Source organism: Citrobacter freundii complex sp. 2024EL-00216, from assembly GCF_043945515.1.
Taxonomy (GTDB): domain Bacteria; phylum Pseudomonadota; class Gammaproteobacteria; order Enterobacterales; family Enterobacteriaceae; genus Citrobacter; species Citrobacter portucalensis.
Map to the genome: position 1 here is coordinate 141,064 of NZ_JBIMRA010000003.1, position 25,362 is coordinate 166,425.

Sequence of the window (25,362 nt, forward strand, 5' to 3'; positions counted from 1 at the left end):
AATGGGACTCTCTACCGCAAATTATGGCTTAGTCAAAAAGATGGTTAAATTTACTCGGCACTAAAAATAAATGTCAGCTCGCAAACAAGCTGACATTTATTCCCATCTACATCTACCACCGGCATTCCCTGGTGCCATTGACGCGTTAAGGTTCATGCTGTTTTCGCGTGGTGGTGTCAGGCAGTATATGGCGCTGTCCATAAAGAATTAATGGCAATCATCTTTGTCGACATTTTTTCATCTTTCTGTTCTTTGCAGAGTAGCCAAAAAGATACAATTAATTGATTTTAATGGGTTTTATTTTCATTAAAAAGTTATCATTCTTGTTATATCATGATACCAAATTGCAACACTTCGCGGTTCTCGCTGTGGGATCAGGTCCATGCTGGTGGTCTTTATAGGCTCAGTGGTATCATGACTAAACAACCACCAGACGCATCATCAAGAGTAGAGACAATATGTCTGAGACTGGCAATGTCAGTTATCTGATTGAAAATAGAATAATATTTACGCCAGCCACACAATGTCTGGCGCGGGTAGATCACCCCAATCAGCGGATAAAACTCAAACAATCAGCGTCGTTATGTCTTTTATTACTTATTCAACATCGCGGGCAAGTGGTTTCTCAAAACGAATTACTGGAATTCGGTTGGGGTAAAAATCACCGGCAGGTGAGTTTCAACGCCTTTTATCAAAGCATTCTCTCGTTGCGTAAAAGCTTACTGCAGCTGGAGCTTGAACAACCGCTGATCACAACGATCCCCCGCAAAGGGCTGATCATTCAAGAAGAGTTTGATATTCAGGTCATTGAAACACCGGAGGAGAACTCTGCTTCTGCTGAAGAATCCTTAGCGCCAGATGCCACCATTGAGGAATTTTTGGCTGACACACCGCGTCAACCTTTGATAACGGCTGCAGAAACAGTAATGTTGGCACTTACCCTGATAATTTGTGTGCTTATATTATATCCGTGGCAAGCCAGCGATGATTATTTCTCCGGCTATATCGTTGCGGATAAAGCACCCACTGGCTGTCAGTATTATTTCAATAACGATGCCAGTAATTTCTCCCGGCATACCGCGTTTATCGACAAAAACCCAGGACTGTGTCAGAGCCATAAATTTATCTATATCACGACCTATCCTGAGTCTAAGAAACTGTCCGTACTGGTGTGTCGCTCACCGATAAAAGCCAGGCAAGAAAATGCCTGTCAGTCGGTATATTACCCACGGTATGATAGCTAATGAACTTATATCCCCGAACGTCCCGCATCCAGACAGGTATTATCCTGCTGCTTTGTTTTGCTGCGCTTATTCTTACTGTCGTCTATCGGTACAGTAAGAACAATGGCGAGTTACATGATCTCACCTGCCGCTCTGCCATCGAAATTGTACGCAATACAAGCTCGTTCCGAGGGATTATTGATATTAAAACCGGGGGCAGTAAAGGTATTGTGAATATTGATGGTATTATCAAAGATGCCGAAAATAATGAGCAAACCGTGCAACGCATGGTACTTTTTACACAATCCAGCTACGGCTCAAGCCCGGTTTGGATTTCACAGAAAATCCAAATTTCCAATCGCGAAACAGCTCCCGCCAGCCTTATTCAGGAACTCCTCCCCGATTTTTTCCTGACCAACACCAGCGTATCCAACGTCGATTTTTTTGCACTGAACAGCGCGACATACCTGATTACCAAAGAGGGGATCCCCTATCTGTACTGCCAGAATTATGCTTTGCCGGAAAATGAATAATCAATAAGCGTTCTGGCGGCAAAACCTACGGATGAATCTCAGTCGTTGTCGGTGATAAGATAGACCATTCAGGTCGAGCCAACGCTCGTCGTTACTGCCCATCAGGCGGCTTTCGAATGACAAATTTGTGGGTTTATGTGAGTTTCCAGGGGCTCACGTGAGACTGCCCAGGTCCCCAAAAAGATTAAAAAAAGAGCAAAAGCGATATGAAAGAGTCACTTGATACGGACTTCACGAACCACACCCCAATGATGCAGCAGTATTGAAAAATATAACATATCCAACTGATTGTATTGAAAATTTAAAATAGCCATATAACAAAAGGTTACACATAAGCTACTTTTTGGGGTTTCAGGCAAGAAACTAAAAATTATTAACGCCATCAAATTATTCACATCTTAATAATTAGCATTGAAATTTAATGTTTTTGGTTCTTTGTACATGTCAATGGCTTGTCTTTGTGGCAGAATCATAAAGCTATGCAATCATTGCATTGTTATTAACACAGCATATTTTTATATACTTTTAACACCTTACCTCAAAAAGGATAACAAAGTGGACAGAAGTGCGGTTGATACAATTCGTGGGTATTGTTATCAGGTTGATAAAACGATTATTGAGATTTTTTCGTTACCACAAATGGATGACTCGATTGATATAGAGTGCATTGAAGATGTTGATGTCTACAACGATGGGCATTTAACTGCGATACAATGCAAATATTATGAAAGTACCGATTATAACCACTCCGTTATATCAAAGCCCATAAGATTAATGTTGTCACACTTTAAGGACAATAAAGAAAAAGGGGCTAATTATTATCTTTATGGGCATTATAAATCCGGTCAAGAAAAGTTAACACTCCCATTAAAAGTTGACTTTTTCAAATCTAATTTCCTCACCTACACCGAAAAAAAAATCAAACATGAATACCATATTGAAAATGGGCTTACCGAAGAGGATCTACAAGCCTTTTTGGATCGGTTAGTTATAAATATCAATGCAAAATCATTTGATGATCAAAAAAAAGAAACTATACAAATAATAAAAAACCATTTCCAATGTGAAGATTATGAGGCAGAGCATTATCTTTATTCTAATGCTTTCAGAAAAACATATGATATCTCTTGTAATAAAAAAGATAGAAGGATAAAAAAATCTGATTTTGTTGAAAGTATCAACAAATCAAAAGTCTTATTTAACATATGGTTTTATCAATATGAAGGAAGAAAAGAATATTTAAGAAAATTAAAAGAATCTTTCATACGCAGAAGTGTAAACACCTCACCTTATGCTCGTTTTTTCATCTTAGAATTTCAAGACAAAACTGATATAAAAACAGTTAAAGACTGTATATATAAAATACAATCAAATTGGTCTAATTTATCTAAAAGAACAGATCGACCATATTCTCCTTTTTTACTTTTTCATGGCACCAGCGATGCCAATTTATACGAATTAAAGAATCAATTATTCAATGAAGATCTAATTTTCACTGATGGGTACCCTTTTAAAGGAAGTGTATTTACCCCCAAGATGTTAATCGAAGGTTTTTCAAATAAAGAAATCCACTTCCAATTTATCAACGACATAGATGATTTCAATGAAACACTGAACAGTATTAATATAAGAAAAGAAGTTTACCAGTTTTATACGGAAAACTGCCTTGATATCCCATCCCAACTACCCCAGGTAAACATACAAGTTAAAGACTTTGCCGACATAAAGGAGATAGTGTAATGAGCAGGAATAATGATATTAATGCAGAAGTAGTATCGGTATCGCCAAATAAATTAAAAATTTCCGTAGACGATCTTGAAGAATTTAAGATAGCAGAAGAAAAATTAGGTGTAGGATCTTATTTAAGGGTTTCAGATAATCAAGATGTTGCTCTTCTGGCGATCATAGATAATTTTTCTATTGAAGTTAAAGAAAGCCAAAAGCAGAAATACATGATAGAAGCAAGTCCAATAGGTCTTGTTAAAAATGGAAAATTCTATCGCGGTGGAGATTCACTTGCACTTCCTCCTAAAAAAGTGGAACCAGCGAAATTAGACGAAATAATATCCATATACTCAGATAGTATAGATATAAATGACCGTTTTACTTTTTCAAGCTTATCGCTTAATACCAAAGTATCCGTACCTGTGAATGGGAATAGATTTTTCAATAAACATATCGCTATCGTAGGTTCAACGGGTTCAGGTAAATCCCACACTGTTGCAAAAATACTTCAAAAAGCCGTAGATGAAAAGCAAGAAGGTTATAAGGGATTAAACAATTCTCATATAATTATTTTTGATATACATTCTGAATATGAAAATGCATTCCCTAATTCAAATGTATTAAATGTAGATACATTAACCCTTCCATATTGGCTATTAAATGGTGACGAGTTAGAAGAGCTTTTTCTTGACACGGAAGCAAATGATCACAATCAAAGAAATGTGTTCCGTCAGGCAATAACATTAAATAAAAAGATACATTTTCAAGGAGATCCAGCCACAAAGGAAATAATAAGCTTTCACTCGCCATATTATTTCGACATTAATGAAGTCATCAATTATATTAACAATAGAAATAATGAAAGAAAAAATAAAGATAATGAACATATTTGGTCAGATGAGGAAGGAAATTTCAAGTTTGACAATGAAAATGCTCATAGGTTATTCAAAGAGAATGTAACTCCTGATGGAAGTTCAGCCGGTGCTTTAAATGGAAAACTTCTCAATTTTGTTGATCGATTACAAAGTAAAATATTTGATAAGAGATTAGATTTTATTCTGGGTGAAGGTAGCAAATCCGTAACATTTAAAGAAACATTAGAAACTTTAATAAGCTATGGAAAAGATAAATCAAACATAACAATACTTGATGTAAGCGGTGTTCCTTTTGAAGTACTTAGCATATGTGTATCATTGATATCTCGATTAATTTTTGAATTTGGCTATCATTCAAAAAAAATAAAAAGAAAATCTAATGAAAACCAAGATATCCCAATATTAATTGTTTACGAAGAAGCACATAAATATGCTCCCAAAAGTGATCTGAGCAAATACAGGACATCCAAAGAAGCAATTGAGAGGATTGCAAAAGAGGGTAGAAAATACGGAGTAACCCTTCTCCTTGCAAGTCAGAGACCTTCTGAAATTTCAGAAACAATATTTTCTCAGTGTAATACTTTTATCTCAATGCGATTAACTAACCCAGACGATCAAAATTATGTTAAGCGATTACTCCCGGATACAGTAGGTGATATTACAAACCTCCTACCATCGCTCAAAGAAGGTGAGGCCTTAATCATGGGGGATTCAATATCAATACCTTCGATTGTAAAAATAGAAAAATGTACAATACCCCCATCGTCAATTGACATCAAATATCTTGATGAATGGAGAAAAGAATGGGTAGATTCGGAGTTTGATAAGATAATTGAACAATGGAGTAAAAGTTAATTTCAGAAGTGGATTCACTCTTGCTCAAGAGTGAATCCACTAATATCATATCCTAATGATATAGTTTAATAAAATCTATTCTGGAATCATTAGGCTGAGAGTTAATAGATTCTTTTATCTTCCCTATTGTATAAGAAGCTCTCTTGATAGGCTTCCTCCGGTCGTTCCTGCTATCAATGTTGAAGCTTGGAAATCACTCTCTAACATATCCCAAAAGCTGAACTGCCTTACAAACCATCTTAATGCAAAAAGTAGCAATAGTGAGTTAACTAAAACAGAGATCTTCGCAGTCAATAAACAGATCAAAGAGCTTCGCTTGTGCCAGACAGCCTCTATGAGTAGGTATTCATAAGAGGGAATGCAACGGCCCCTCAGTTTGAGGATAGTTATCACCCCTCTAAAAATAGCCCTGAGGGCAGATTGTTAGGATTGCAATTAACCATTAAATTCTTTTTATGTCTTTACCTTTATCTGAATTTTCTAATATGATTGAAGAAATTACTTTTTCTTCTTTTTTTGCAATTAGAGATTGGATATTAATAGTTCCAAAATCTAATTTATCGCCCTACCAGTACATGAATTCTTTTATTACGGGAGTCATATCGTCTATAACCTCTTGAGATCCTTCGTTATAAATAAAAGACAGTATTTTTAAATTTTCAACATCAATCTCACGCACAATTATCCGAAACATATCATTAGTTGGATATAAATTCGTTTCATTCAATGCTATATTTAATTTACCAAGCATTTCATTCATAAGCAACTCTACTTCATCTAAAGCCTTATTATATTTAACTCCTTATTTTTAATTGATATAACATTATCACTATCATTTAAATAAGAAATGTCAACGCTTGTCCAAAAACAAATAAAAATTATTTAAAAAGAATTGCATGAGTGAATATTTTAAATTACAAACACAATACTGTGTCATCTATGCAACCGAAGCGTAAATTTTATCATCTCCTGAGCTGCAACAGAATATTTAAAACAAATACAAGTGAAGCTGTATATATTTACATAAAAATATCAGCCACTCCGATTTTTATGATTATACGAAATGAAGCAAGGGCTAACTCTGCGAAGCCGCTGCGCTTGCTTCTTCGAGTTCCCCTTGCTTTTCTGCCCTTCGGTTAGAAAAGAAACCAAACCGCTACCAACCTTGAATATCTATATTTTTGAATAGATACCCCCCTCCTTAACTACCACTATCAAAAATAGAAAAATCATCTTACAAATAACCCACACACATTATTTTAGATTGCTACCTTATTAAATTAAAAATTCAACCTTAGATGGAATTTAATGTACAAGGAATGTCCTACTGTAACGGAGAATTTTAAACATTAAAAATTATAACTATGGTTTGTCATAGCCTGTACATCTATTCACCTCATGCATATGCACTAAGAAAGTTTTTTTGAATACTGGAGTTGCCCCTGCTAAAACGGACACGGTTAATTAACTGCTAATATGGCATCACGATATTCGCGTGGCGATTTCATGTTCAACCTCTTGTGTGGATGCAGATTATTATAATCCTCTATCCATTATGCCATTTTTCCATCACTGAGACTGCATCCGGCAGATCATTTACATACACGTAATCTCACTTGAACGTCTTTACAAACGATTCTGCCATGCCGTTACTTTCCGGACTGCGTACTGGTGTAGTACTCACGATGAACCCCAGTGAACTGGCGAATGTGCGAGTGGCATCGGCTGTGCAGCAATTATGCCAATGACAGTGGCTCCATTGACGGCAATGACCTGACATCTACAATCCCGCTACAAAGCATTTACTCCATGAGTCATTGCACTTGCTGAGCTACACGAACACACTAAAACCAGATAATAATTAATCGCTGTATAAGCTCGTAACGAGCGGAACTTTAAGGCAAAATAGAGCCATCTCCCCCCTTCACAAAGTTACGCTAATGGCCAGAAAACCTAAAGAAATCAAAACAGACCCGTTAGAGGTCATCCTGTGGAAAGCGGCTGACAAGCTACGTAAGAACATTGATGCAGCCGAGTACAAGCATGTCGTGCTGGGCCTCATTTTCCTTAAGTATATTTCTGATTCTTTTGAATCTCATTATGAGTTGCTGAAGGCTGGTGAAGGCGAGTTCGCAGGCGCTGACCCGGAAGATAAAGACGAGTACACCGCTTACAACATTTTCTTTGTCCCTGAGCTTGCACGCTGGAACTATCTAATATCTAAGGCCAAGCTACCCGAAATCGGTAAGCTGGTTGATGATGCTATGGAGCTTATCGAAGCGGGTAACCCACAGCTAAAAGGTGTGCTGCCGAAAGTCTACGCTCGCCAGAACCTCGACGCCACTGTGCTGGGTGAACTGATAGATCTGATTGGCAACATTGCACTGGGAGATGCCAAAGCGCGTTCTGCTGATGTATTAGGCCACGTATTCGAATACTTCCTTGGTGAATTCGCACTGGCAGAAGGTAAACAAGGCGGTCAGTTCTATACACCAAAATCCATTGTTAGCCTGCTGGTTAACATGCTGGAACCCTACAAAGGCCGTGTCTTTGATCCCTGCTGTGGTTCTGGTGGTATGTTCGTTCAGTCAGAAAAATTTGTTGAAGCGCATCAGGGAAATATTGACGATATTTCGATTTACGGTCAGGAATCCAACCAGACCACTTGGCGTCTGGCAAAAATGAACCTGGCTATCCGGGGTATCAATTCAGAACACGTCCGCTGGAACAGTGAAGGTTCTTTCCTTAACGATGCTCATAAAGATTTGAAATCTGATTTTATCATTGCCAATCCACCGTTTAACGTGTCTGACTGGTCCGGTGAGCAGCTTCGTGGCGATGCCCGTTGGCAATACGGTATCCCACCTACCGGGAATGCTAACTTTGCCTGGATGCAGCATTTTCTGTATCACCTGTCGCCAAAAGGTCAGGCTGGTGTTGTACTGGCAAAAGGGGCTTTAACATCTAAAAGTTCTGGTGAAGGTGATATCCGTGCCGCACTGGTAAAAGATGCCAATGTGATTGACTGTATCGTTAATTTACCTGCAAAACTGTTCCTGAACACCCAGATCCCTGCGGCGTTATGGTTTATGCGTCGTGATCGTGAAAATAGCAGCCAATATCGTGATCGCAGTAAAGAAATTCTGTTTATCGATGCCCGTAATCTTGGTCATTTGATTAATCGTCGTACCAAAGTGCTTTCTGACGACGATATTAAAACCATCGCAGACACCTACCATAACTGGCGTAACAAAGGTGGCGAATATGAAGATATTGCGGGTTTCTGTGCGTCAGTAGACATTGATGAAGTTGCTAAACTTGATTATGTGCTGACACCTGGTCGTTATGTTGGCCTTGCTGACGAAGAAGACGATTTTGACTTTAAAGAACGTTTTACGGCTCTTAAAGCGGAGTTTGAAGCACAATTGGAAGAAGAAGCGCATCTGAATAAGTCTATCGCTGAGAGTCTGGCGAAGGTGGTTTTATGAGTCAGTGGATAAAAACTAAACTTGGTGAGATTGTCATTCTTAATTATGGTAAAGCATTAAAGGCACAGGATAGGAATGCTGGCTCTATACCTGTATATAGTTCAGGTGGATTAACTGGTTGGCATAACAAAGCATTAATAAACGAACAAGGAATTATTATTGGTCGTAAAGGAACTGTTGGGAAAGCGTACTTAACTTATGGACCATTTTGGTGTATTGATACTGCTTATTATATTTTACCTAACCCTTCGAAATATGATTTTGTTTTTTTATTCTATTTGTTGAAAACATTAGGGCTGGAAGAACTGAACGAAGATAGCGCTGTTCCTGGACTAAACAGGGATACCGCTTATAGTCAAGAGATCCTATTACCTTCACTGCCAGAGCAAAAAGCCATCGCCTCTGTACTGTCCTCTCTTGATGACAAAATAGACCTGCTTCATCGCCAGAATAAAACTCTGGAATCCATGGCCGAAACCCTGTTTAGGCAGTGGTTTATTTTAGATAGCACTGGTGTATCAGTTAGTATAGATCAGATAATTGACTTTAATCCAAAGCGAACTTTAATTAAAAGCCAAGACGCTACTTATTTGGACATGGCTGGACTGAGCACTGTTATTTTTCGTGCAAATGGATATTACAGACGTCCATTTTCTTCAGGAACTAAATTTACTAAACGAGATACCTTGCTAGCCAGAATTACCCCATGTTTAGAAAATGGGAAAGCGGCCTATATTGATTTTTTAGACGACAATGAAACTGGATGGGGTTCTACCGAATTCATAGTTATGCGTCCTAAAAAAGAAATCCATCCTTTTATCTCATATATCATGTGCCGAAACCCGGACTTCAAAGAATATGCAGAAAGCTGTATGGAAGGTTCAACTGGCAGACAACGAGTTAACTTGGATCATCTTAAGAAGTTCAATGTTAATCTGCCAACAGAAGCTTCCCTACGTATAATTAATGAGTTATTAGATTCATTTGAAAGTAAACTTATTAACAACTCAAAACAAATTGATAGCTTAGAAAAACTCCGCGATACCTTACTTCCCAAACTGATGAGCGGTGAAGTACGGGTTCAGTATGCAGAAGAAGCAATCGCATCAGTAGCATAAAATAATTATGCGGGTGTACAGCCCGCTCTCTGGTTAAGCGGCAATAAGGACAGTACGCATGGCAAAGATGACCGAATCCGATATTGAAGTAATGGCAATTGAGCACCTGCAAGGGCTGGGCTATGAGTATGTTTACGGCCCGGACATTGAACCCAGTGGAATCAATCCGTTACGTAGCTATCAGCAGGTTATCCTTGAAGATAAAGTGCGTACAGCATTGCAACGAATTAATCCGCACCTTAGTGAGCAGAAGTGTGAGGAAGCTCTAAAACAGGTGATGCAGATCAGCTCACCTGACCTAATGGCAAACAATCTAACCTTTCATCGCCTTTTGACCGAAGGAATCAATATCGAAGTCAGCAAGGATGGTAATACACAAGGGGAGCTGGCCAGCCTGATCGACTTTAACGATCCCACTAATAATGCATTTCTGGTCATTAATCAGCTCACCATCAAAGAAGGCAACCATACCCGCCGGCCGGATCTTATTTTGTTCATCAACGGTCTGCCGTTAGTCGTTATTGAACTCAAAAATGCTGCTGACGAAAATTCCACGTTATCAGGCGCTTATAACCAGATTAAAACCTATCAGAACCAAATATCCAGCCTATTTACGTACAATGTGTTTAATGTGATATCTGACGGACTGGATGCCAAGGCGGGGACGATTTCTGCTGATTTCAGTCGTTATATGACGTGGAAAACCGCAAACGGTAAAACGCCAGCTACCAGTACCCAACCACAGCTCGAAGTTTTATTACATGGTTTACTTAATCCTGTAACTCTGCTGGACATGATCCGCCACTTTATTGTGTTTGAAGCGAGCAAACATGAAGACAGCAAAGGGATTATCAGTATCCGCACTGTTAAAAAAATGGCAGCTTATCACCAGTACTACGCGGTCAATGCAGCAGTACTTTCCACTATTCGTGCCTCGGCGGTGAATGCTTACTCCCCCTCTGCCGAAGTGGCATTACGCCAGCAGGGACGTAACAGTAAAGTTCTTGTTAATGCGCAAAAAACCGGAGATCGTAAAGCGGGGGTCGTGTGGCATACCCAGGGTTCCGGTAAATCGCTTTCGATGGTGTTTTATACCGGGAAGATTGTACTGGCGCTGAATAATCCAACAGTGGTAGTGATCACTGACCGTAACGATTTGGATGATCAGCTATTCGGTACGTTTTCTTCTGCCACTCAGCTACTTCGTCAGACACCAAAACAGGCCAACAACCGGGAAGAACTCAAAGAATATTTGCGTGTCGCCTCTGGCGGTGTGGTGTTTACTACTATTCAAAAATTCCAGCCTGATGATGGCAGCAATATCTATGAGTTGCTGTCCGACAGAACTAATATTGTCGTTATCGCTGATGAAGCACACCGTTCCCAGTACGGTTTCAGCGCCAAAGAAGTTGACGTGAAAGACAGCGAAGGCAACGTAACAGGTAAACGCACCGTTTACGGCTTTGCCAAATATATGCGTGATGCCTTGCCCAATGCTACCTATCTTGGCTTTACCGGAACCCCCATAGAAAAAACGGACGTAAACACACCTGCTGTTTTTGGTAACTACGTTGATATCTACGATATCTCACAGGCCGTAGAAGACGGTGCAACCGTGCGTATCTTCTATGAAAGCCGTCTTGCCAAAATTGCCATCAGTGACGAAGGTCGCCAGCTAATTGAAGACTTCGACGATGAGTTTAACGAAGACGAGCTGACGCTTACCCAGAAAGAACGGTCTAAATGGGCCAGAATCGAAGGTTTGATTGGCAGTTCAAAACGTATTAAAGCTATTGCGGCGGATATGGTTCAGCACTTTGAACAGCGCTTAAAATCTAATGCCGATCATGGCAAGGGCATGATTGTCACCATGTCCCGTCGTATTGCTGCTGAACTTTATAAAGAAATCATAGAGTTAAAACCTGAATGGCACAGCGATAATCTAAATGATGGCGTGATTAAAGTCGTCATGACCTCTTCTGCTGCTGACGGACCAGAAATCGCTAAACACCACACCACAAAAAAAGAACGTCAGGTTCTGGCTAATCGTATGAAGGATGACGACGACAAGCTGAAACTGGTGATAGTGCGTGATATGTGGTTAACCGGCTTCGACGCTCCCAGCATGCATACGCTGTATATCGACAAACCAATGAAAGGCCACAACCTCATGCAGGCAATTGCCCGTGTGAACCGTGTGTATAAAGATAAGATAGGCGGTCTGGTTGTTGACTATCTGGGCATTGCCTCTGATTTAAAAGAAGCCCTCTCCTTTTACTCTGATGCAGGTGGACGTGGAGATCCTGCTGAGGTTCAGGAAGAAGCTGTAACGCTCATGCAGGAAAAGCTGGAAATCCTGGAAGGCATGATGCATGGCTACGATTACAAAGCTTACTTTGCCGCAACTACTTCACAACGCCTGACAATTATTCTTGAATCAGAAAACCATATTTTAGGGCTGGATAACGGTAAAGGTAAAATGCGTTTCCTGGCTGCGGTTGCAGCCTTGTCGCAGGCATTTGCATTGGCGACACCGCACGATAAAGCAATGGAAGCGGCACCCGAAGTAGCATTCTTCCAGGCCGTAAAAGCCAGACTGAATAAATTTACTGAAAACTCAGACGGATCAGAAGAAGAACACAATGACAGTCTGGAAGTTCGGGTAAAACAGACTATCGATCAGGCTCTGGTTACCGATAAAGTTGTTGATATTTTTGACGCTGCTGGGATACAAAAGCCAGATATTTCCGTTCTTTCTGAAGAATTCCTTCAGGAAATGAAGGATTACAAACACAGAAATATTGCTTTGGAAACGCTTAAAAAACTGCTTTCTGACGAGATTAAGGTTCGCTCGAATCAAAGTATCACCCAAGGCAAAAAACTGATTGATATGCTGACCTCTGCAATCAATGGCTACCAGAACAAGGTACTGACCGCAGCGGAGGTAATTGATGAGCTAATCAAGCTTGCCAAGACTATCCAGGAATCTGACAGCCTTGCCAGCCAGTTAAACCTCAGCGCTTATGAATATGCCTTCTATTCTGCTGTTGCAGATAACGACAGTGCTCGCGAGTTAATGGAAAAGGAAAAACTACGAGAACTGGCAGTCGTACTTACAGAGGCTATCCGCAACAATGTCAGTCTTGACTGGACAGTGAAAGAAGCAGCAAGAGCAAAAATTCGCGTGGTGGTAAAACGTCTGCTCAAAAAATATGGTTATCCACCCGATATGTCCTTGCTCGCCACAGAGACCATTTTGAAGCAGGCTGAACTTTTAGCTGGAGAATTAGGAAAATGATTCCCCTAAATTTTTAACATACAAACTATTTTAAGTTATACAGGAGAAGCTAATGGATAGCAGGCCATATCTTAAAACAGTACTATATATACTATCACTATGGCTTCTATTTTTATCATTATTAATTATGTCCTTCGATAAGGTTTTGATAAAAAATGTGTGGGACTATATTTTTACTGAAAACTTTACTTTCTCAATCTCGTCATTGAAAGTGAGAAATATCGTTTTCATAGTTAGTTTGATTTTCATTTTTATTGGTGCAATTATTTTAATAGTCCTTGCAAATAGCTTTGGTTCGGGTTGGTCTGTTGCATGCACTGTCTCGGATATTAGCAATGAAAACCATGAACATTTAGAGTTTTTAACCACTTATATAATGCCCTTAGTTTTCACTGATGTCGATAGTAAGAGAACTGTATTAAATTTAGGGTTGATGATATTTGTAATCGGCGCAATATACGTAAAGACAAACCGGTTTTATTCTAACCCATCACTTGCAATACTCGGATTCAGAATATACAAAGCTAATGTTCATGACCGTGGAGTGAAAAAATGCACAGTAATCTGCCGCAGTGTTCTAAAGAGTACAGATAATATAAAGTATATAAAAATCGACGATGAAACTTATTTGGCTAAAATAGTGTAGAGGTCATGACATGTTCACTAACATTGAAAATATTTCAAAATCGAAACGCATTTCTGGCGAAGCTTTTTTTGTCGCTGATATTCAAGGTACGATAGATATATTCAAGGTTAACCTTGAACCTGATGCTGAAAAAGATCTGACCACTTCATTTTCTAAAAGCTTAATCAATAATATTATTGAACCTAACAGAGGTAAAGTGGCCGTTCCACTTGTATCCACTTTATTAGAAAGAGATAAACAAGTTTTCGAATATGATCACTTAGCAATTAATCATCTCCCAATTGAATTTACTAAAATGAACAACGTGCTAAATTTCGGTGTCAATGGGAATGCAACACAGTTTGATTTTGCAACACAAAGCCTAACATCGGTAAAAGCCGTAATTTACCACCTTTGTGATGGTAATGGAAACAGCGTAGTCATTTACCAACATAAATATCCTGTTTCTCTACATAAGAAAACAAAAAAGTCTTTCTTGAGTCTAAATGGCAGAACCTTAGATAAGATCACTCATGACAGTATTGATATAAATGACACGATTGACTTCTTCTTTTTTCAGAATAAGTACTATGCGCTAAACATTAAACTTCTTGAAAGAATGTATGGATTAGAAAGTGTAATAGATAATCTTGCAAATAACTCAACGCCATTAATAATAAACCTTGGAATTGTTAATACACAAGGAATGCCAGTGCCACTAGATATTTTCAAGGACATGTATAAAGACAGAGCATTTATGCGTAGACTTGCTATGGTTTCAAAAGGGAACTTAGTAAAAACGGGAGTTTCAGTCCCTCAAATACAACAAGTTATGCAAAAATTTCCTGTATTTCAACGGAATATTGATCTAACAGGAGGATTAATAAACCTTAATACTAAAGATCAAAAGAGATACTTTATCCGGCTTCTAAATAATGAAGCATCTTTTGCAGCACTTGATAACTCGCCCTTCCTGGCTGTTGAAAAAGACTCCGCTGCTTAAATTTTAAATGAGCATCCTCAAGCCGAATAACTTAAAGGATGCTCTTCAAATTTTAATAAGAATTATCAACAGAAAAAAACCTCATAAAAAACACTACTCATTTAATTTCCAAAATTAAGAAGAACATTAATAACCACCATTATATTACATGATCTTTTCCATATCCTATAGCATTACTCTCTATATTATTAATATCTGAGCCTCTAATTATCTCCTTTATACAAATTAGTTCCAATATGGATAAATATTCTTGTGAAAATGGTTAATCCACATCACATAGGATAACCTTAACGTCCCTATGTTCCATTAAGTTAAGAATAACCTCAAGCAAACCAAATCAGATACCCCCTAATAAAACAAAAATAAATTTGAATACCGTAAAATCTGGTGTCATTAATATCTTGAAAACAACAAAAAAGGAGATAAACAATGATATCAAGAGAAAATAATAAAAATAACCTATTCCGTGTAAAGTCTAAAAATGGTGTCCTTCGTTGCCTCAAGGCTGGCATGGATATAAATATGTGCAATAGTAAAGGTCAAACTGCTCTTTTTACCTGTAATGTACCCGAAGCTATACAGGCAATGATTGACGCTGACATTGACATTCACCACTTAGACAATGACGGAAACAATGCATTGTTTTATGCTCAAAATATAGAGACGGTGGAACTTCTTGTCAGCAATGGAATTAATGTAAACCACAGAAACAAGTCAGGCACCCTTGCCATACAGCATATTAATGTTTCACCTGGGTTAATAAAATATCTTATCAAAGCAGGACTAGATATCCATGCCAAAGATAGCTATGGCAATTCCTTTCTTTTCATTCCATTTGAAGGATATGTGTACGATGCACTAATTGAGGCTGGTTGCGACATTAATCATAAAAATATAAGTGGACAGACAGCATTCGATCACTGGCAGTCAGAAAATAATAGCATAGTTGGTAAATATACGCACTGGGAATCTAAAAATGATAACTACATGCGCTTCCTTATCCGTAATATTCACCTTACAAACAGTTCAAAAATTGTATTCAAGAACATTACATTTAAATCAATTGAGCTGTTGTCATTGCTTATAAAACAAAAAAATGAATTTGAGATAAGTGATAAATGTATCATAACACCAACAAATGCCGACGCTAAAAAATTAATTTTACAACTAAAGAAGCTGACAGACATTAGTCATGTTTGGTTTTACATAAGCAGTACATATCTACTGACGCACTATGCAGGAAGACTGCTAATTAAATGGTTAATACGTAATGATATAAAAGTTGATATAGAATCACTAAAAGAACGCTACTTCTATGAAGAAATCCTCCAGGAAAAATCACAGAGAGAGCAAAAGGTTTTACGAACAACGCTTCAACCAGTTACCTGTAAAGCAATTACAAAAAAAAGATTATGAATTGAATCTGCCTGAACACTCTCCCCTTGGCTTTAACCTTTAGTTAGATAGCCAAGGGGCGCTAACATCATTAATTTAATACAAAGCCCCACATTGCACCTTAGCACTTTGATAAATTTATTTTTTAAAACACCCTCATCGCCAATTCATACAATATCAATCACTACTCTCAAACCAAATCAATCAAATAAAACACAGCACTTTTTGATAAAAATAATATAACAATGAAAAACAACACCTTATATGAAATATAATAAAAATATAACTATTTAATTAAATAAATATAAAAATATATTTGCATTTTGTTTATTTAATAATATATATTTCATTTGTTAATTAAATAAAGGAGAACTAAAATGAATAAAACAAACTATCCAAGCCTGACTAACTATCTCGCCAAAACAAAAAAGAACGCAGATCTTTATAGATTATATAATCCACAATTTTCTTTTTTCTGCAAAAGTGACACTCAGGAGCAAAGATTTTATTTCGATTATTTCTCAAGACATATGGTCTCGAAGAGAAATATTTTAACCGTATTCTCTATCTATACATTCACCTCTTATAACATGAACAAAAAAGAGACAATAAAAAATTTCATTCGATTTCTCAAAACGACGAATGAAAGTACATTCCATAATGCTTTTTCATTTCGCGGTGGTAACATTTTGTATGTAAGCAACAAAAACATGTTGAAAGAGATCTCATGGTTTTCACTCGCTCGAATTTACGAAGACATTAAAAAAATAAAGGAATATAAAACCAACCATGAAAACTATATCAGATTAGTCGCTTAACAGAGGAGAAAAATTATGAATAACAACGCAATAAATGCATTACTCTCTTGTAAAACTCCAAAAGACATTCAGGCTTGCATTACTGCAGGCTCCGATATTAATACACTGGATTCGTTTGGAAGAAATATACTGTTTTACTGTAAAAACCCAAGAATGATTGACACTCTGGTTAAAGCAGGAATAGATTTTAACCATGTTGACAACTATGGTCACAATGTTTTGTTTAACCAGCGAAATCCTCACATACTGAAAAAATTGATTGATTCCGGCGTAGATATACACCACAAAAATGGTCTCGGCCAAACCTGTTTATGCTCGTTAGCTGATAATATATCCTGTTGCAAAACCCTGATCAATGCTGGAATTAATGTCAACAATGTGGATAAATGCGGAAGAACAATACTTTTTTACGTAAAAAATCACTCTATCTTTGATTTGATGGTACAGGCCGGTTGCGATATAAACCACAGAGATAACCAGGGTCATGGTATTTTTGAAATTTGCTATTCATTAGGCGATTTCAAAGCCAAAATGCTCATTCGTCATATTAGTATGAAGGATAGCAGTCCAGTAATTTTCAACTACCTCAACAGCGAAAGTCTGCAGATAATGGATTTGCTTCAGAAGAAAAACCTTAACTTTACTATCTCTGATAACTGCCAGGTTTATCTAAGTGCCAATGAAAATGAAATGAGCTCTTTCTTCAGTGAAATAAAGAAGAAGACAGATATCAGCAACACACATTTTCGCCATATTGTACTGCGAGGTTATGATTTACGCGGGGACATTGAAACCATTAAATGGTTTATCCGCAATGATATCAAAATAGATAAAAAACAACTGGAACAGCATATTCGACATGATGAGATTTGTAAATATATAGCAGAACATGAGAGAAAGAAACTTAGCGAAATTATGAAACAAACAATCTCTTTAATGCCAGTAAAACGTAGATTGTAACCTCCGCCCCTCCTCACTGTCATAATGAATTTAATATGAACCCTATTTTTACCCAGAGCAGATTACCTAATTAGCAATCTGCTCCACCTCTCTTATTTATAAATTTCGACAATGCCTTGACTTATTTTACCAATGCGCTAACTGTAGATCATGAACACATTTTAAAAAAGGTTAGATATGCATAAAAATGAAAGTAAAGAAGATCTATCAAGAAGCTCAAGAAGAGGTAAATTCCATACAGCAAAATATTCACCTAATGAAGTTCGAACTCACTGCGTCAGCGTTCGGTTAAACGAAGAAGAATTATCTATTCTCGATAGTAAAAGAGGCCCTTATAAAAAAGGGGAATGGCTAAGAATGGCATCCCTCAACAAACTCCCACCGGTATTACCTGAAATCAATCGTGAAGCATGGATTAAACTCGGCAACCTTTCACAGGATTTAAACCGCCTGCTGAATCATCTCGACAGCAAAAGCCCTGACAGCGAACTGACCCGTACAGAACTCTTCGCCCTGCGCAGACAAATCAAAACTCTCAGGGATCACCTTATTCCATCAACCTTTCTGGAGCAAGACCAGTGAAAGGCATGCAGAAAATAAAGCGGGGTAAACAGTTTGCAGGTGTGGTTCTCTATAGCCTTAAGCCAGGATCTCACCACAAAATCACGCCTTATATTATCGGTGGCAACATGACGGGAAGCACTGCTGCTGAACTTATCAGTGAATTTGAAGGCACAAGACTACTGCGCCCCGGTGTCGCCAAACCTGTCTGGCATAATTCGCTTCGCCTGCCAAAGGGAGAAACACTGTCAGTCAGACAATGGGCGGCATTCGCTGACGATTATATGACCCGGATGGGATTCACTGAAACCCATCTTCGCTGCTATATCATGCACGATGATTCGGACGGGCAGCATATCCATATAATAGCTAACAGAATTAACATGGTCGGTGGGAAATTATACCTTGGTAAAAATGAAAACCTCATCAGTACCCGGATTATCAGCGAACTGGAGAAAGTCCACAAACTCACTCAAACTACACCTGCAAACAGTGGTCATCGTCAGGAGAAAAGAAAGCCTTCCCGCAATGAGCTGATGATGGCTGAACGAACGACAACTCTCTGCCCCAAGTCCACTCTGCAGAGCCTGATTGATAATGCGTTAACCGGCCGCCCTGATTTGCTGACTTTTATCACTATGCTGGAAAAGGAAGGCGTGAACTGTAAACCCAATATCGCCTTAACGGGAAAAATGAACGGCTTTTCATTTCAGTATCAGGGCATTGCCTTTAAAGCATCTCAGTTGGGTAAGAAATATGGCTGGTCTTACCTGCAAACGCTGATTGATTTCGTACCGGAACATCTGACTTTACTGAAACAAGCACAAAAGCCAATACTACCTGCACCAGTGCCAGTGCCAGTGCCAGTGCCAGTGCCAGTGCCAGTGCCAGTGCCATCATGCGAGTCTGAAGAACAGGCTGCAAACCGGGAAACGATTCTGGAGAAAATCCATCAGCTTGAAGAAAAAATTCGTCTGGAAAGACAACAGGAGACAGTGGGTATCATTCAGCTCAGGAGCAAGCTGCACAATACAACCCGTCAGATACCCCGCCAGCGTCGCCTGAAGGTGTGGCTTTTATTACTCAACCAAATTGTTGTACTTCTAAGGCGCAGGGGAATGTCACTGCTGCATGCCACAACACATCCTTTCCGCAAGATTCTTCATCTGCACCTGTTAGCACCCGTTCCTTTCACAGCCAGTCATTCTCCTCAGGAACAATCAGTTAGGAATAACCAGCACCACACACCATAAGGTGTGCTAGTCCATAACGAAACAATAGTCAATGAATAATTGATCGTTTGTATAGATCGATAATTAAGTTATGATAGCCATAAGCTATCACGAAGTAATCATCGATCGGTACAAGCAATTTTACTAAAGCGGGTCATTCATCGAAAATGTTCAAAAATACATCATCTTAAATCAGTCCTTGGAGTCACGATGGATAATAAAACGATTAGCTGCCCCTTCTGCTTTACACAAAGCCCACATGGTGTGCGGGTTTGCAAAGGCTGTCATGCAAAAGTGGCCTATGGTGAAAGCCCGCTCAGTGTGGCATTCTTGTTTCAATTCGTGGCATTAGCTATCGCCTGGTTAGTATTTTCATTAACCGGCAGCACTCCTGTCTCAGTCATTACGTTTTTTGCCAGCGTCATTATTCTTATCTGCATTATTAAAAAGAAATATGCAGATAGAGTTATTTTTATACGGTGATATTAATTTCACACTACCGCAAACATAAAAAACTAATATGAGATAACTTATGAACAGATTCATGATTTCTGTGTTTTTTATTTCTTCTTTCCTTATTTCTGGTTGTTCAACATCAGGCAATCAGCAACTGAAAAAAGAAACATCACAAAGTCTGCAGTCTAAAATCATCAAAAATAAAACAACGAAATCAGAAATCATTACCGCATTAGGTGAGCCCGAAACCAAGACTACACTTGATAGTGGAAATGAAGAATGGACTTATTCGATGGATAACAATCAGTTTGATGCCACCACATTTATTCCCGTTGTTGGGCTGCTGACGGGGGGCTCACAGACGCAGGCCAAAACGCTGGAAATCGAATTTAAAGGAGAAACGGTCAGCAAATGCTCGTTCTCTGAAAATAAAAGCAGAATGAATACAGGTCTGATTCAATAACTCACGTTACAGCCAGGGAATTATTTATGAAAACTTATGCCGTTATCACACTCGTTACCGCTGCATCGTTGCTGAGTGGCTGTAACAGCGAACCTTCCGAACAGGATATTTACACTGCCATGAATAAGGTCGTTGCGCAGGCGAATGCTTTCGTGAAATCTATAGCAGGCAAGGATGTCCCAAAAGACGCACTGCGCGAATTAAAATCAGTCAAAAAGCATGACTGCGTAGAAGTCTCTGATCAAAGTTATAAATGCAATGTGACGGCTATTGTCGATAACGAAAAGCGTACTGCTGCTGTAACCCTTGTCAAAACGGATGATGGCTGGCAGGTCGTTGATAAGTAAACCCACCTTAAAGCCATCACGACAGGCGGGACGCCAACTGGGTGGCTCCTGCCTTTTTAATACTCGATTATGACCTGCCGGAAACGCCAGCTCCATTTCTCTCCACCATTCAGCATCCCATTCCTTGTACACGCTGCTGCCGCTATCAAAGTCTTTTCCTGATCACTGAGCCTGGCGGAGTATAAGCCAGAGAGCCTGCAATGCGTTTCTTTTCATACTGAGCCAGCAAATCAGCATAAATATGCTCTGCTTCGTCCAGATTGCCTGAAATATAATTCACAAGTGAATTCAGGCAATGCAGCAATGTATTGCTGTTTGCAAGCTTCCTGAGCAGAGTTGTGTTCAGGGTTGAAACGACTCCTGTAAACATCTGCATAATATTATCAACGTGATAACATGAATTGCGATACTGCGCCCGTGAATAAAAATACTTCAGATGATACCCGGCGAAGAGAACATAAAGTTTTTTGTAAAAGACATTGTTATTAACGCTGTTGTGATGATGGGTTATAAATTTATCAACAACATGTATAAACTTTTCCTCCTGAGATAAAACATCAATAGCACTCATAATTTTCTCCATTTTTTACTTTTATAATTAAGTACTATCATCTTCAAAAAGTAAAATCAATAGTAATTTAAAAATATTTTTATAAAACAATATTTATTCTATTCTCACTTAAAACAGCTTTCACTGTGGAGATATTGAGTCCTCCAGATTGCATTACTATTTCATATTTCAATTATCTGAGTCATTTCCATATTTCAGATAAAAAAACCACAGGAATATTTTTGAGAGCGTGCTACGCACTGGCTTACGCCCCGACTACCGATAAATGTTAATTATTTTTACCAAACCGGTGAAAACCATAATTTTGTTTCCCTGGCAGCGCCGCTGAGTGCCCACAGCACTCACTCGCTGAAGCAGAAAGGGTTTTTCCGAAGGGTCCCGGCGTGAGCCGTACTCAGCAAATGGGCAAATCATGTATCTGTGTTCGCTTTCCCGATCAACTCAGCCTCCTGATTTTTTGCGCGAAGCGTATTTGTAATGACAGTTAACCTCAGGTCTATGAACTCGTGCGCGAAGCGTATTTATACTTACAGAAAATACTGTAGTAATGTTCTGAAGCCCAATGGCGCAACACACAGTTGCGCATGCTTCCCTTAAGAAATGATATTATATAAGAAAAACAATAATAAAAGTATTTTCATCAGGTACACCAAGGCCTTGATTATCGTTCTAATGCAAAACTGTGGTTTCTTATTTCTTTATCACTCTTTTATCTTGCAGAACACATTTGAAAATTAACCAATAAAATCAATTAATTAAACAAACCCTGTCGTTATTAACTTCAGCACCAAAAATCATTAATTACATAACAGGTGATGGTGAAATTTAGCACCCCTTGTTTTAAATTTGATAACCAACCATCTCCCGCTAAATAACAACCGTAAAATCTCAAAGTAAATACAATTAAATAATGCTACCACCAAAGTTGACAAATAAATTAAATGTGCCATATATGTAATCACAACAATAAAAAAGGAGCCATCATGTCAATCACAAGCGTTGTATTAACTAAAGAACAAAAGTCCATTATTGCAGAAGCATTAGAGGTTATGCCTGAAGATCTGGAAGAAATAAAGATTAAAGCAAATAGCTATAAAAAAACGTCATTCAGAGACGATTTCTCAATGATATTCAAAGGCAATATGGCCACACTCGCCAGGATGGATTTGACGCCCACAGCGTTTAGAATTGTGCTTTATCTCTTCTCAGTAATTGATTATGGAAATATTATCCCTGATTTTTCACAGTCACGTATAGCCAAAGATCTTGGGCTGAATAAATCAAATGTCTCACGCGCATTCAAAGAGTTATTTGAGAGAAAAATACTTATTCGTGACGCCATAGATAACCAAGTATACCTTAATTCAAACTTGTGTGTTAAAGGAATCCCTCGTCGTTTCAATGAAGATCTGATGGATAAATTTAGAAAGTCCAGACTGGAGACAGAAGACTTTGCCAATTCGTTTAACTTTTATCGTGCAGGGAGTAAAACAAAGCCGGTTAAAAATCCCAAAAGAAGATATCCTACAGACGGCATTCCATTTGATTAAAATAATAAATAATGCTGTTGAACAATTTATACTTCCGCAAATGACTATTTCCCAATACAAATTCAACTTTATATTGGGAATAAAACTAATCATAAGATATCATTAAGTATATGACGTTCTTGTTCAACTTCACATGATTTAATCATCCCACTTAGTACTCTAACAAAAACGTCATTCCATTTCTGACGCTCTCTCGAAGTATGCCAGTTCTCAAACAACACTTTTTCAAGAGAGATCCAAATAACTTCTGCGCGAGAGGTATTTAATAGCTCCTTGAATACTTCGTCAGATACAGTAAGAGCATGAGAATAGATTTTATTATCAATAGTCCAGAAAGGCTCTGGCTTGGTAAAATCAGTCAAAGAAGCAAAAGCCAACCCACGGATCTGTGCTGCTTCCATTGTGCTGTTCACTTTATGATGATCCCGCCATGTTCTTAAATCACCTAAAAGATAATTTACTCGTTGATTCCTTGCCTTGCTGTCTTCTGCCTGGTATTGAATATAAGCGGGACCATTACCAGTCTGGCGATAACGAGCCAATGTTTTGACACTTACACCAAGATAAAGGGCCGAAACTTCAGCACTCAGGGTTGCATCATCTGGCATACTACCAAATAGCCGCCATACTTCGGCGTATTCCCTTAAAGTATCAATAGTACTCATTCCTTGTTCTCCTGATTTACTGGCAATGGTGGATACTTCGCTGAAGCCAAAAGTGTATTGTACAATTCTGGTGACGTCATCAGCATATGAAGCTCAATCAGTTGAAGAGCCTCAAATACCCGCTCTTTATCAGGCTCAGCATATCTTTCAGTAGGGTCTGTGGTATTACGGTGGTTAAGCAATCTTTTCACCACTGCATACGAAGTAAGCCCTTCTGCAACTCGACCAAAGGTTCTTCGTAGATCGTGCATTCCCAACTTTATTATTCCGGCTTCCAGACAGATATACTCGCGTAAGCTTTTACTATCAGAATAGTGCCCAACCTTACTCCGCGACGAACGAGCCGGAAAAACCCATTTGCGTTTATCTGCGCGTATTTCGGTATCATTGACGATATCTCGCCGGTCTTCCAGAATTCGCTTTGTCGCATCGCAGATTGGAAGCTCATGGTCATTACGATTCTTCGTGTCGTAAAAGCGAATCACTCGATTTTCGAGATCGACATAGCTGGTCGTTCTAGCCTCTTCTTGTGTCAGGGCCTCTCGCCAGCACAGTGTTGCTGTTTCTTCCTTCCTGGCTCCTGTCAGAATGGTCAGCAACAGATAATCACAACCCAAGCGATTAAAACTTCGCTTATTGTGTAATGCAGTTAAGAACCGTCCCAAAGTATCTTTTGGGGACAATGGATTTCGAACGCCCTTGGCACGATAGCTATCTTCCAGCTCAGATCGTGTTCTGAACTTCTTCTGTACCTTTAAAATTGAAAAAGGGTTGTAGGACAACGAAGGTTGTCGTTGCTGGGTCTGAGCATTCCCAGCTTCAATCTCGATTGCGTGTTTTACAGCAACATTGGCCCACCTAAAAGTCTGTTCTGCTGCTGTTCTGGCTCTTGAAGCAAGCTCGTCAAACTTCCGAAGGATTTCATTACCAGTAAGATCCTTGATTCGAAGGTTTTGCCATTCTTTCAACCGATTCTCAGCTTTGTTTAACACATTGAGAGTGTTTGGTTTAGCAGGTTTGGTTCTGCCAAGTAAGTGACTCCTGTATTGGGCAAAAGCTTCACTCACAGTCAATTCAGCCAGATCGAGTTCCCTTTTAATCTTGTTGGGATTTCTCTTTGTTGCAATCATTGTCTGAACCAACTGCCGAGCTGCCTCACGGGCTTGATCGATACTCGGAAAATCGGACACATTCCCAACCTTTACTTTCAAGACAGAGCTTGGCTTCTTACCCTCACTGACATTACGATCTGACGAGGCTACTCTTCGCTGGATTACATAGGTTTTTTTCGTCAAACTGACCTTCACACCGAAGCCAACGGGTGAATCTCGATGATCGTCAAAAACTATGTAAGGTTTTTGGTCAGGGTTGGCTTCGAAAACGACTTTTCCAGAACTACTGAGTTCAGGCTTAACATTAATACTTAACTTATTGATAATAAAAGCCTGATTGAGAGTTGTTTTCAAAGCATCACCACCATTTGTAGCCCAGAGAAGGAGTAAAACTAATCTATCACACCTTGAGCTACAATTGAGCTACAAATTTATTGGTTTATATGGGTTTAAAGGGGTTTTACCTAGGGCCATATGAGCACTTGAAAG

The 25,362-nt window shown here is 38.8% G+C and carries 22 protein-coding genes and 2 pseudogenes; 19 read left to right on the plus strand and 5 right to left on the minus strand.

Annotated features, from left to right (window positions below; genetic code table 11):
* Positions 1–458 precede the first annotated feature (458 nt).
* The 5 genes and pseudogenes from ACHHZ7_RS05005 to ACHHZ7_RS05025 form a co-directional block, all read left to right on the plus strand.
* Entirely contained in the window at positions 459–1,244 is a 786-nt protein-coding gene (locus ACHHZ7_RS05005) for a winged helix-turn-helix domain-containing protein (protein WP_032944795.1), read from the plus strand.
* Entirely contained in the window at positions 1,244–1,756 is a 513-nt protein-coding gene (locus tag ACHHZ7_RS05010) for a hypothetical protein (protein ID WP_003825820.1), read from the plus strand. The genes ACHHZ7_RS05005 and ACHHZ7_RS05010 overlap by 1 nt, the downstream gene beginning before the upstream one ends.
* A gap of 555 nt (positions 1,757–2,311) precedes the next feature.
* Positions 2,312–3,496: a DUF4297 family anti-phage-associated protein gene (locus ACHHZ7_RS05015; RefSeq protein WP_016239654.1), complete on the plus strand. Its 1,185-nt coding sequence runs from the start codon at positions 2,312–2,314 to the stop codon at positions 3,494–3,496.
* On the plus strand, positions 3,496–5,211 hold the full coding sequence (gene herA / locus ACHHZ7_RS05020) for an anti-phage-associated helicase HerA (protein WP_016239655.1): 1,716 nt from the start codon (positions 3,496–3,498) through the stop codon (positions 5,209–5,211). Before ACHHZ7_RS05015 ends, herA begins: the two co-directional genes overlap by 1 nt.
* A 136-nt stretch (positions 5,212–5,347) precedes the next feature.
* Positions 5,348–5,563, plus strand: a pseudogene (locus tag ACHHZ7_RS05025) (hypothetical protein); the annotation flags it as partial.
* A 213-nt stretch (positions 5,564–5,776) separates the two neighbouring features.
* Here the strand turns inward: ACHHZ7_RS05025 and ACHHZ7_RS05030 are convergent.
* A complete protein-coding gene (locus ACHHZ7_RS05030) occupies positions 5,777–5,971 on the minus strand; it encodes a hypothetical protein (RefSeq protein WP_016239656.1) in 195 nt (64 codons plus the stop codon).
* A 700-nt stretch (positions 5,972–6,671) separates the two neighbouring features.
* Positions 6,672–6,937: pseudogene (locus ACHHZ7_RS05035) on the minus strand (integrase core domain-containing protein); the annotation flags it as partial.
* Between the two features lie 214 nt (positions 6,938–7,151).
* Here ACHHZ7_RS05035 and ACHHZ7_RS05040 point away from each other — a divergent pair.
* From ACHHZ7_RS05040 to ACHHZ7_RS05100, 13 genes are all read left to right on the plus strand, one after another.
* Positions 7,152–8,699: a class I SAM-dependent DNA methyltransferase gene (locus tag ACHHZ7_RS05040; protein WP_045286511.1), complete on the plus strand. Its 1,548-nt coding sequence runs from the start codon at positions 7,152–7,154 to the stop codon at positions 8,697–8,699.
* Positions 8,696–9,817: a restriction endonuclease subunit S gene (locus ACHHZ7_RS05045; RefSeq protein WP_021536851.1), complete on the plus strand. Its 1,122-nt coding sequence runs from the start codon at positions 8,696–8,698 to the stop codon at positions 9,815–9,817. Before ACHHZ7_RS05040 ends, ACHHZ7_RS05045 begins: the two co-directional genes overlap by 4 nt.
* A 58-nt stretch (positions 9,818–9,875) precedes the next feature.
* Positions 9,876–13,115 carry a type I restriction endonuclease subunit R gene (locus ACHHZ7_RS05050; protein ID WP_060415841.1) on the plus strand — a complete coding sequence of 1,080 codons (3,240 nt, stop codon included), beginning with the start codon at positions 9,876–9,878 and terminating at the stop codon, positions 13,113–13,115.
* Positions 13,116–13,167: 52 nt separating this feature from the next.
* Positions 13,168–13,761 (plus strand): anti-phage protein KwaA, encoded by a 594-nt coding sequence (kwaA, locus tag ACHHZ7_RS05055; protein ID WP_064150751.1) that lies wholly within the window; start codon positions 13,168–13,170, stop codon positions 13,759–13,761.
* Positions 13,762–13,771: 10 nt separating this feature from the next.
* Positions 13,772–14,743 carry a Kiwa anti-phage protein KwaB-like domain-containing protein gene (locus ACHHZ7_RS05060; protein WP_060415843.1) on the plus strand — a complete coding sequence of 324 codons (972 nt, stop codon included), beginning with the start codon at positions 13,772–13,774 and terminating at the stop codon, positions 14,741–14,743.
* Between the two features lie 429 nt (positions 14,744–15,172).
* Positions 15,173–16,159, plus strand: a complete 987-nt coding sequence (locus ACHHZ7_RS05065; protein ID WP_045286509.1) for an ankyrin repeat domain-containing protein — start codon at positions 15,173–15,175, stop codon at positions 16,157–16,159.
* 356 nt (positions 16,160–16,515) lie between these two features.
* Positions 16,516–16,956 (plus strand): hypothetical protein, encoded by a 441-nt coding sequence (locus tag ACHHZ7_RS05070; RefSeq protein ID WP_045286508.1) that lies wholly within the window; start codon positions 16,516–16,518, stop codon positions 16,954–16,956.
* A 15-nt stretch (positions 16,957–16,971) separates the two neighbouring features.
* Positions 16,972–17,916 (plus strand): ankyrin repeat domain-containing protein, encoded by a 945-nt coding sequence (locus tag ACHHZ7_RS05075; RefSeq protein ID WP_395148708.1) that lies wholly within the window; start codon positions 16,972–16,974, stop codon positions 17,914–17,916.
* Between the two features lie 177 nt (positions 17,917–18,093).
* Positions 18,094–18,498: a hypothetical protein gene (locus ACHHZ7_RS05080; RefSeq protein WP_001594377.1), complete on the plus strand. Its 405-nt coding sequence runs from the start codon at positions 18,094–18,096 to the stop codon at positions 18,496–18,498.
* A complete protein-coding gene (locus tag ACHHZ7_RS05085; RefSeq protein ID WP_060415844.1) occupies positions 18,495–19,730 on the plus strand; it encodes a relaxase/mobilization nuclease domain-containing protein in 1,236 nt (411 codons plus the stop codon). The genes ACHHZ7_RS05080 and ACHHZ7_RS05085 overlap by 4 nt, the downstream gene beginning before the upstream one ends.
* A 189-nt stretch (positions 19,731–19,919) precedes the next feature.
* Complete coding sequence (locus ACHHZ7_RS05090) at positions 19,920–20,192, plus strand: hypothetical protein (protein WP_016239672.1); 273 nt, start codon at positions 19,920–19,922, stop codon at positions 20,190–20,192.
* Positions 20,193–20,241: 49 nt separating this feature from the next.
* Entirely contained in the window at positions 20,242–20,628 is a 387-nt protein-coding gene (locus ACHHZ7_RS05095) for a hypothetical protein (RefSeq protein ID WP_016239673.1), read from the plus strand.
* Between the two features lie 26 nt (positions 20,629–20,654).
* Positions 20,655–20,975: a hypothetical protein gene (locus ACHHZ7_RS05100; RefSeq protein ID WP_016239674.1), complete on the plus strand. Its 321-nt coding sequence runs from the start codon at positions 20,655–20,657 to the stop codon at positions 20,973–20,975.
* A 145-nt stretch (positions 20,976–21,120) separates the two neighbouring features.
* On the opposite strand, the gene ACHHZ7_RS05105 is transcribed toward ACHHZ7_RS05100, so the two are convergent.
* Positions 21,121–21,546 (minus strand): hypothetical protein, encoded by a 426-nt coding sequence (locus tag ACHHZ7_RS05105; RefSeq protein WP_004114857.1) that lies wholly within the window; start codon positions 21,544–21,546, stop codon positions 21,121–21,123.
* 983 nt (positions 21,547–22,529) lie between these two features.
* Here ACHHZ7_RS05105 and ACHHZ7_RS05110 point away from each other — a divergent pair.
* Entirely contained in the window at positions 22,530–23,096 is a 567-nt protein-coding gene (locus ACHHZ7_RS05110; RefSeq protein WP_016239675.1) for a helix-turn-helix domain-containing protein, read from the plus strand.
* A gap of 89 nt (positions 23,097–23,185) precedes the next feature.
* Here the strand turns inward: ACHHZ7_RS05110 and ACHHZ7_RS05115 are convergent, their stop codons facing one another.
* Together ACHHZ7_RS05115 and ACHHZ7_RS05120 are read right to left on the minus strand one after the other, a co-directional pair.
* On the minus strand, positions 23,186–23,761 hold the full coding sequence (locus tag ACHHZ7_RS05115; protein WP_016239676.1) for a hypothetical protein: 576 nt from the start codon (positions 23,759–23,761) through the stop codon (positions 23,186–23,188).
* Positions 23,758–25,227 carry a tyrosine-type recombinase/integrase gene (locus tag ACHHZ7_RS05120; RefSeq protein ID WP_016239677.1) on the minus strand — a complete coding sequence of 490 codons (1,470 nt, stop codon included), beginning with the start codon at positions 25,225–25,227 and terminating at the stop codon, positions 23,758–23,760. Before ACHHZ7_RS05120 ends, ACHHZ7_RS05115 begins: the two co-directional genes overlap by 4 nt.
* Between the last annotated feature and the right edge of the window lie 135 nt (positions 25,228–25,362).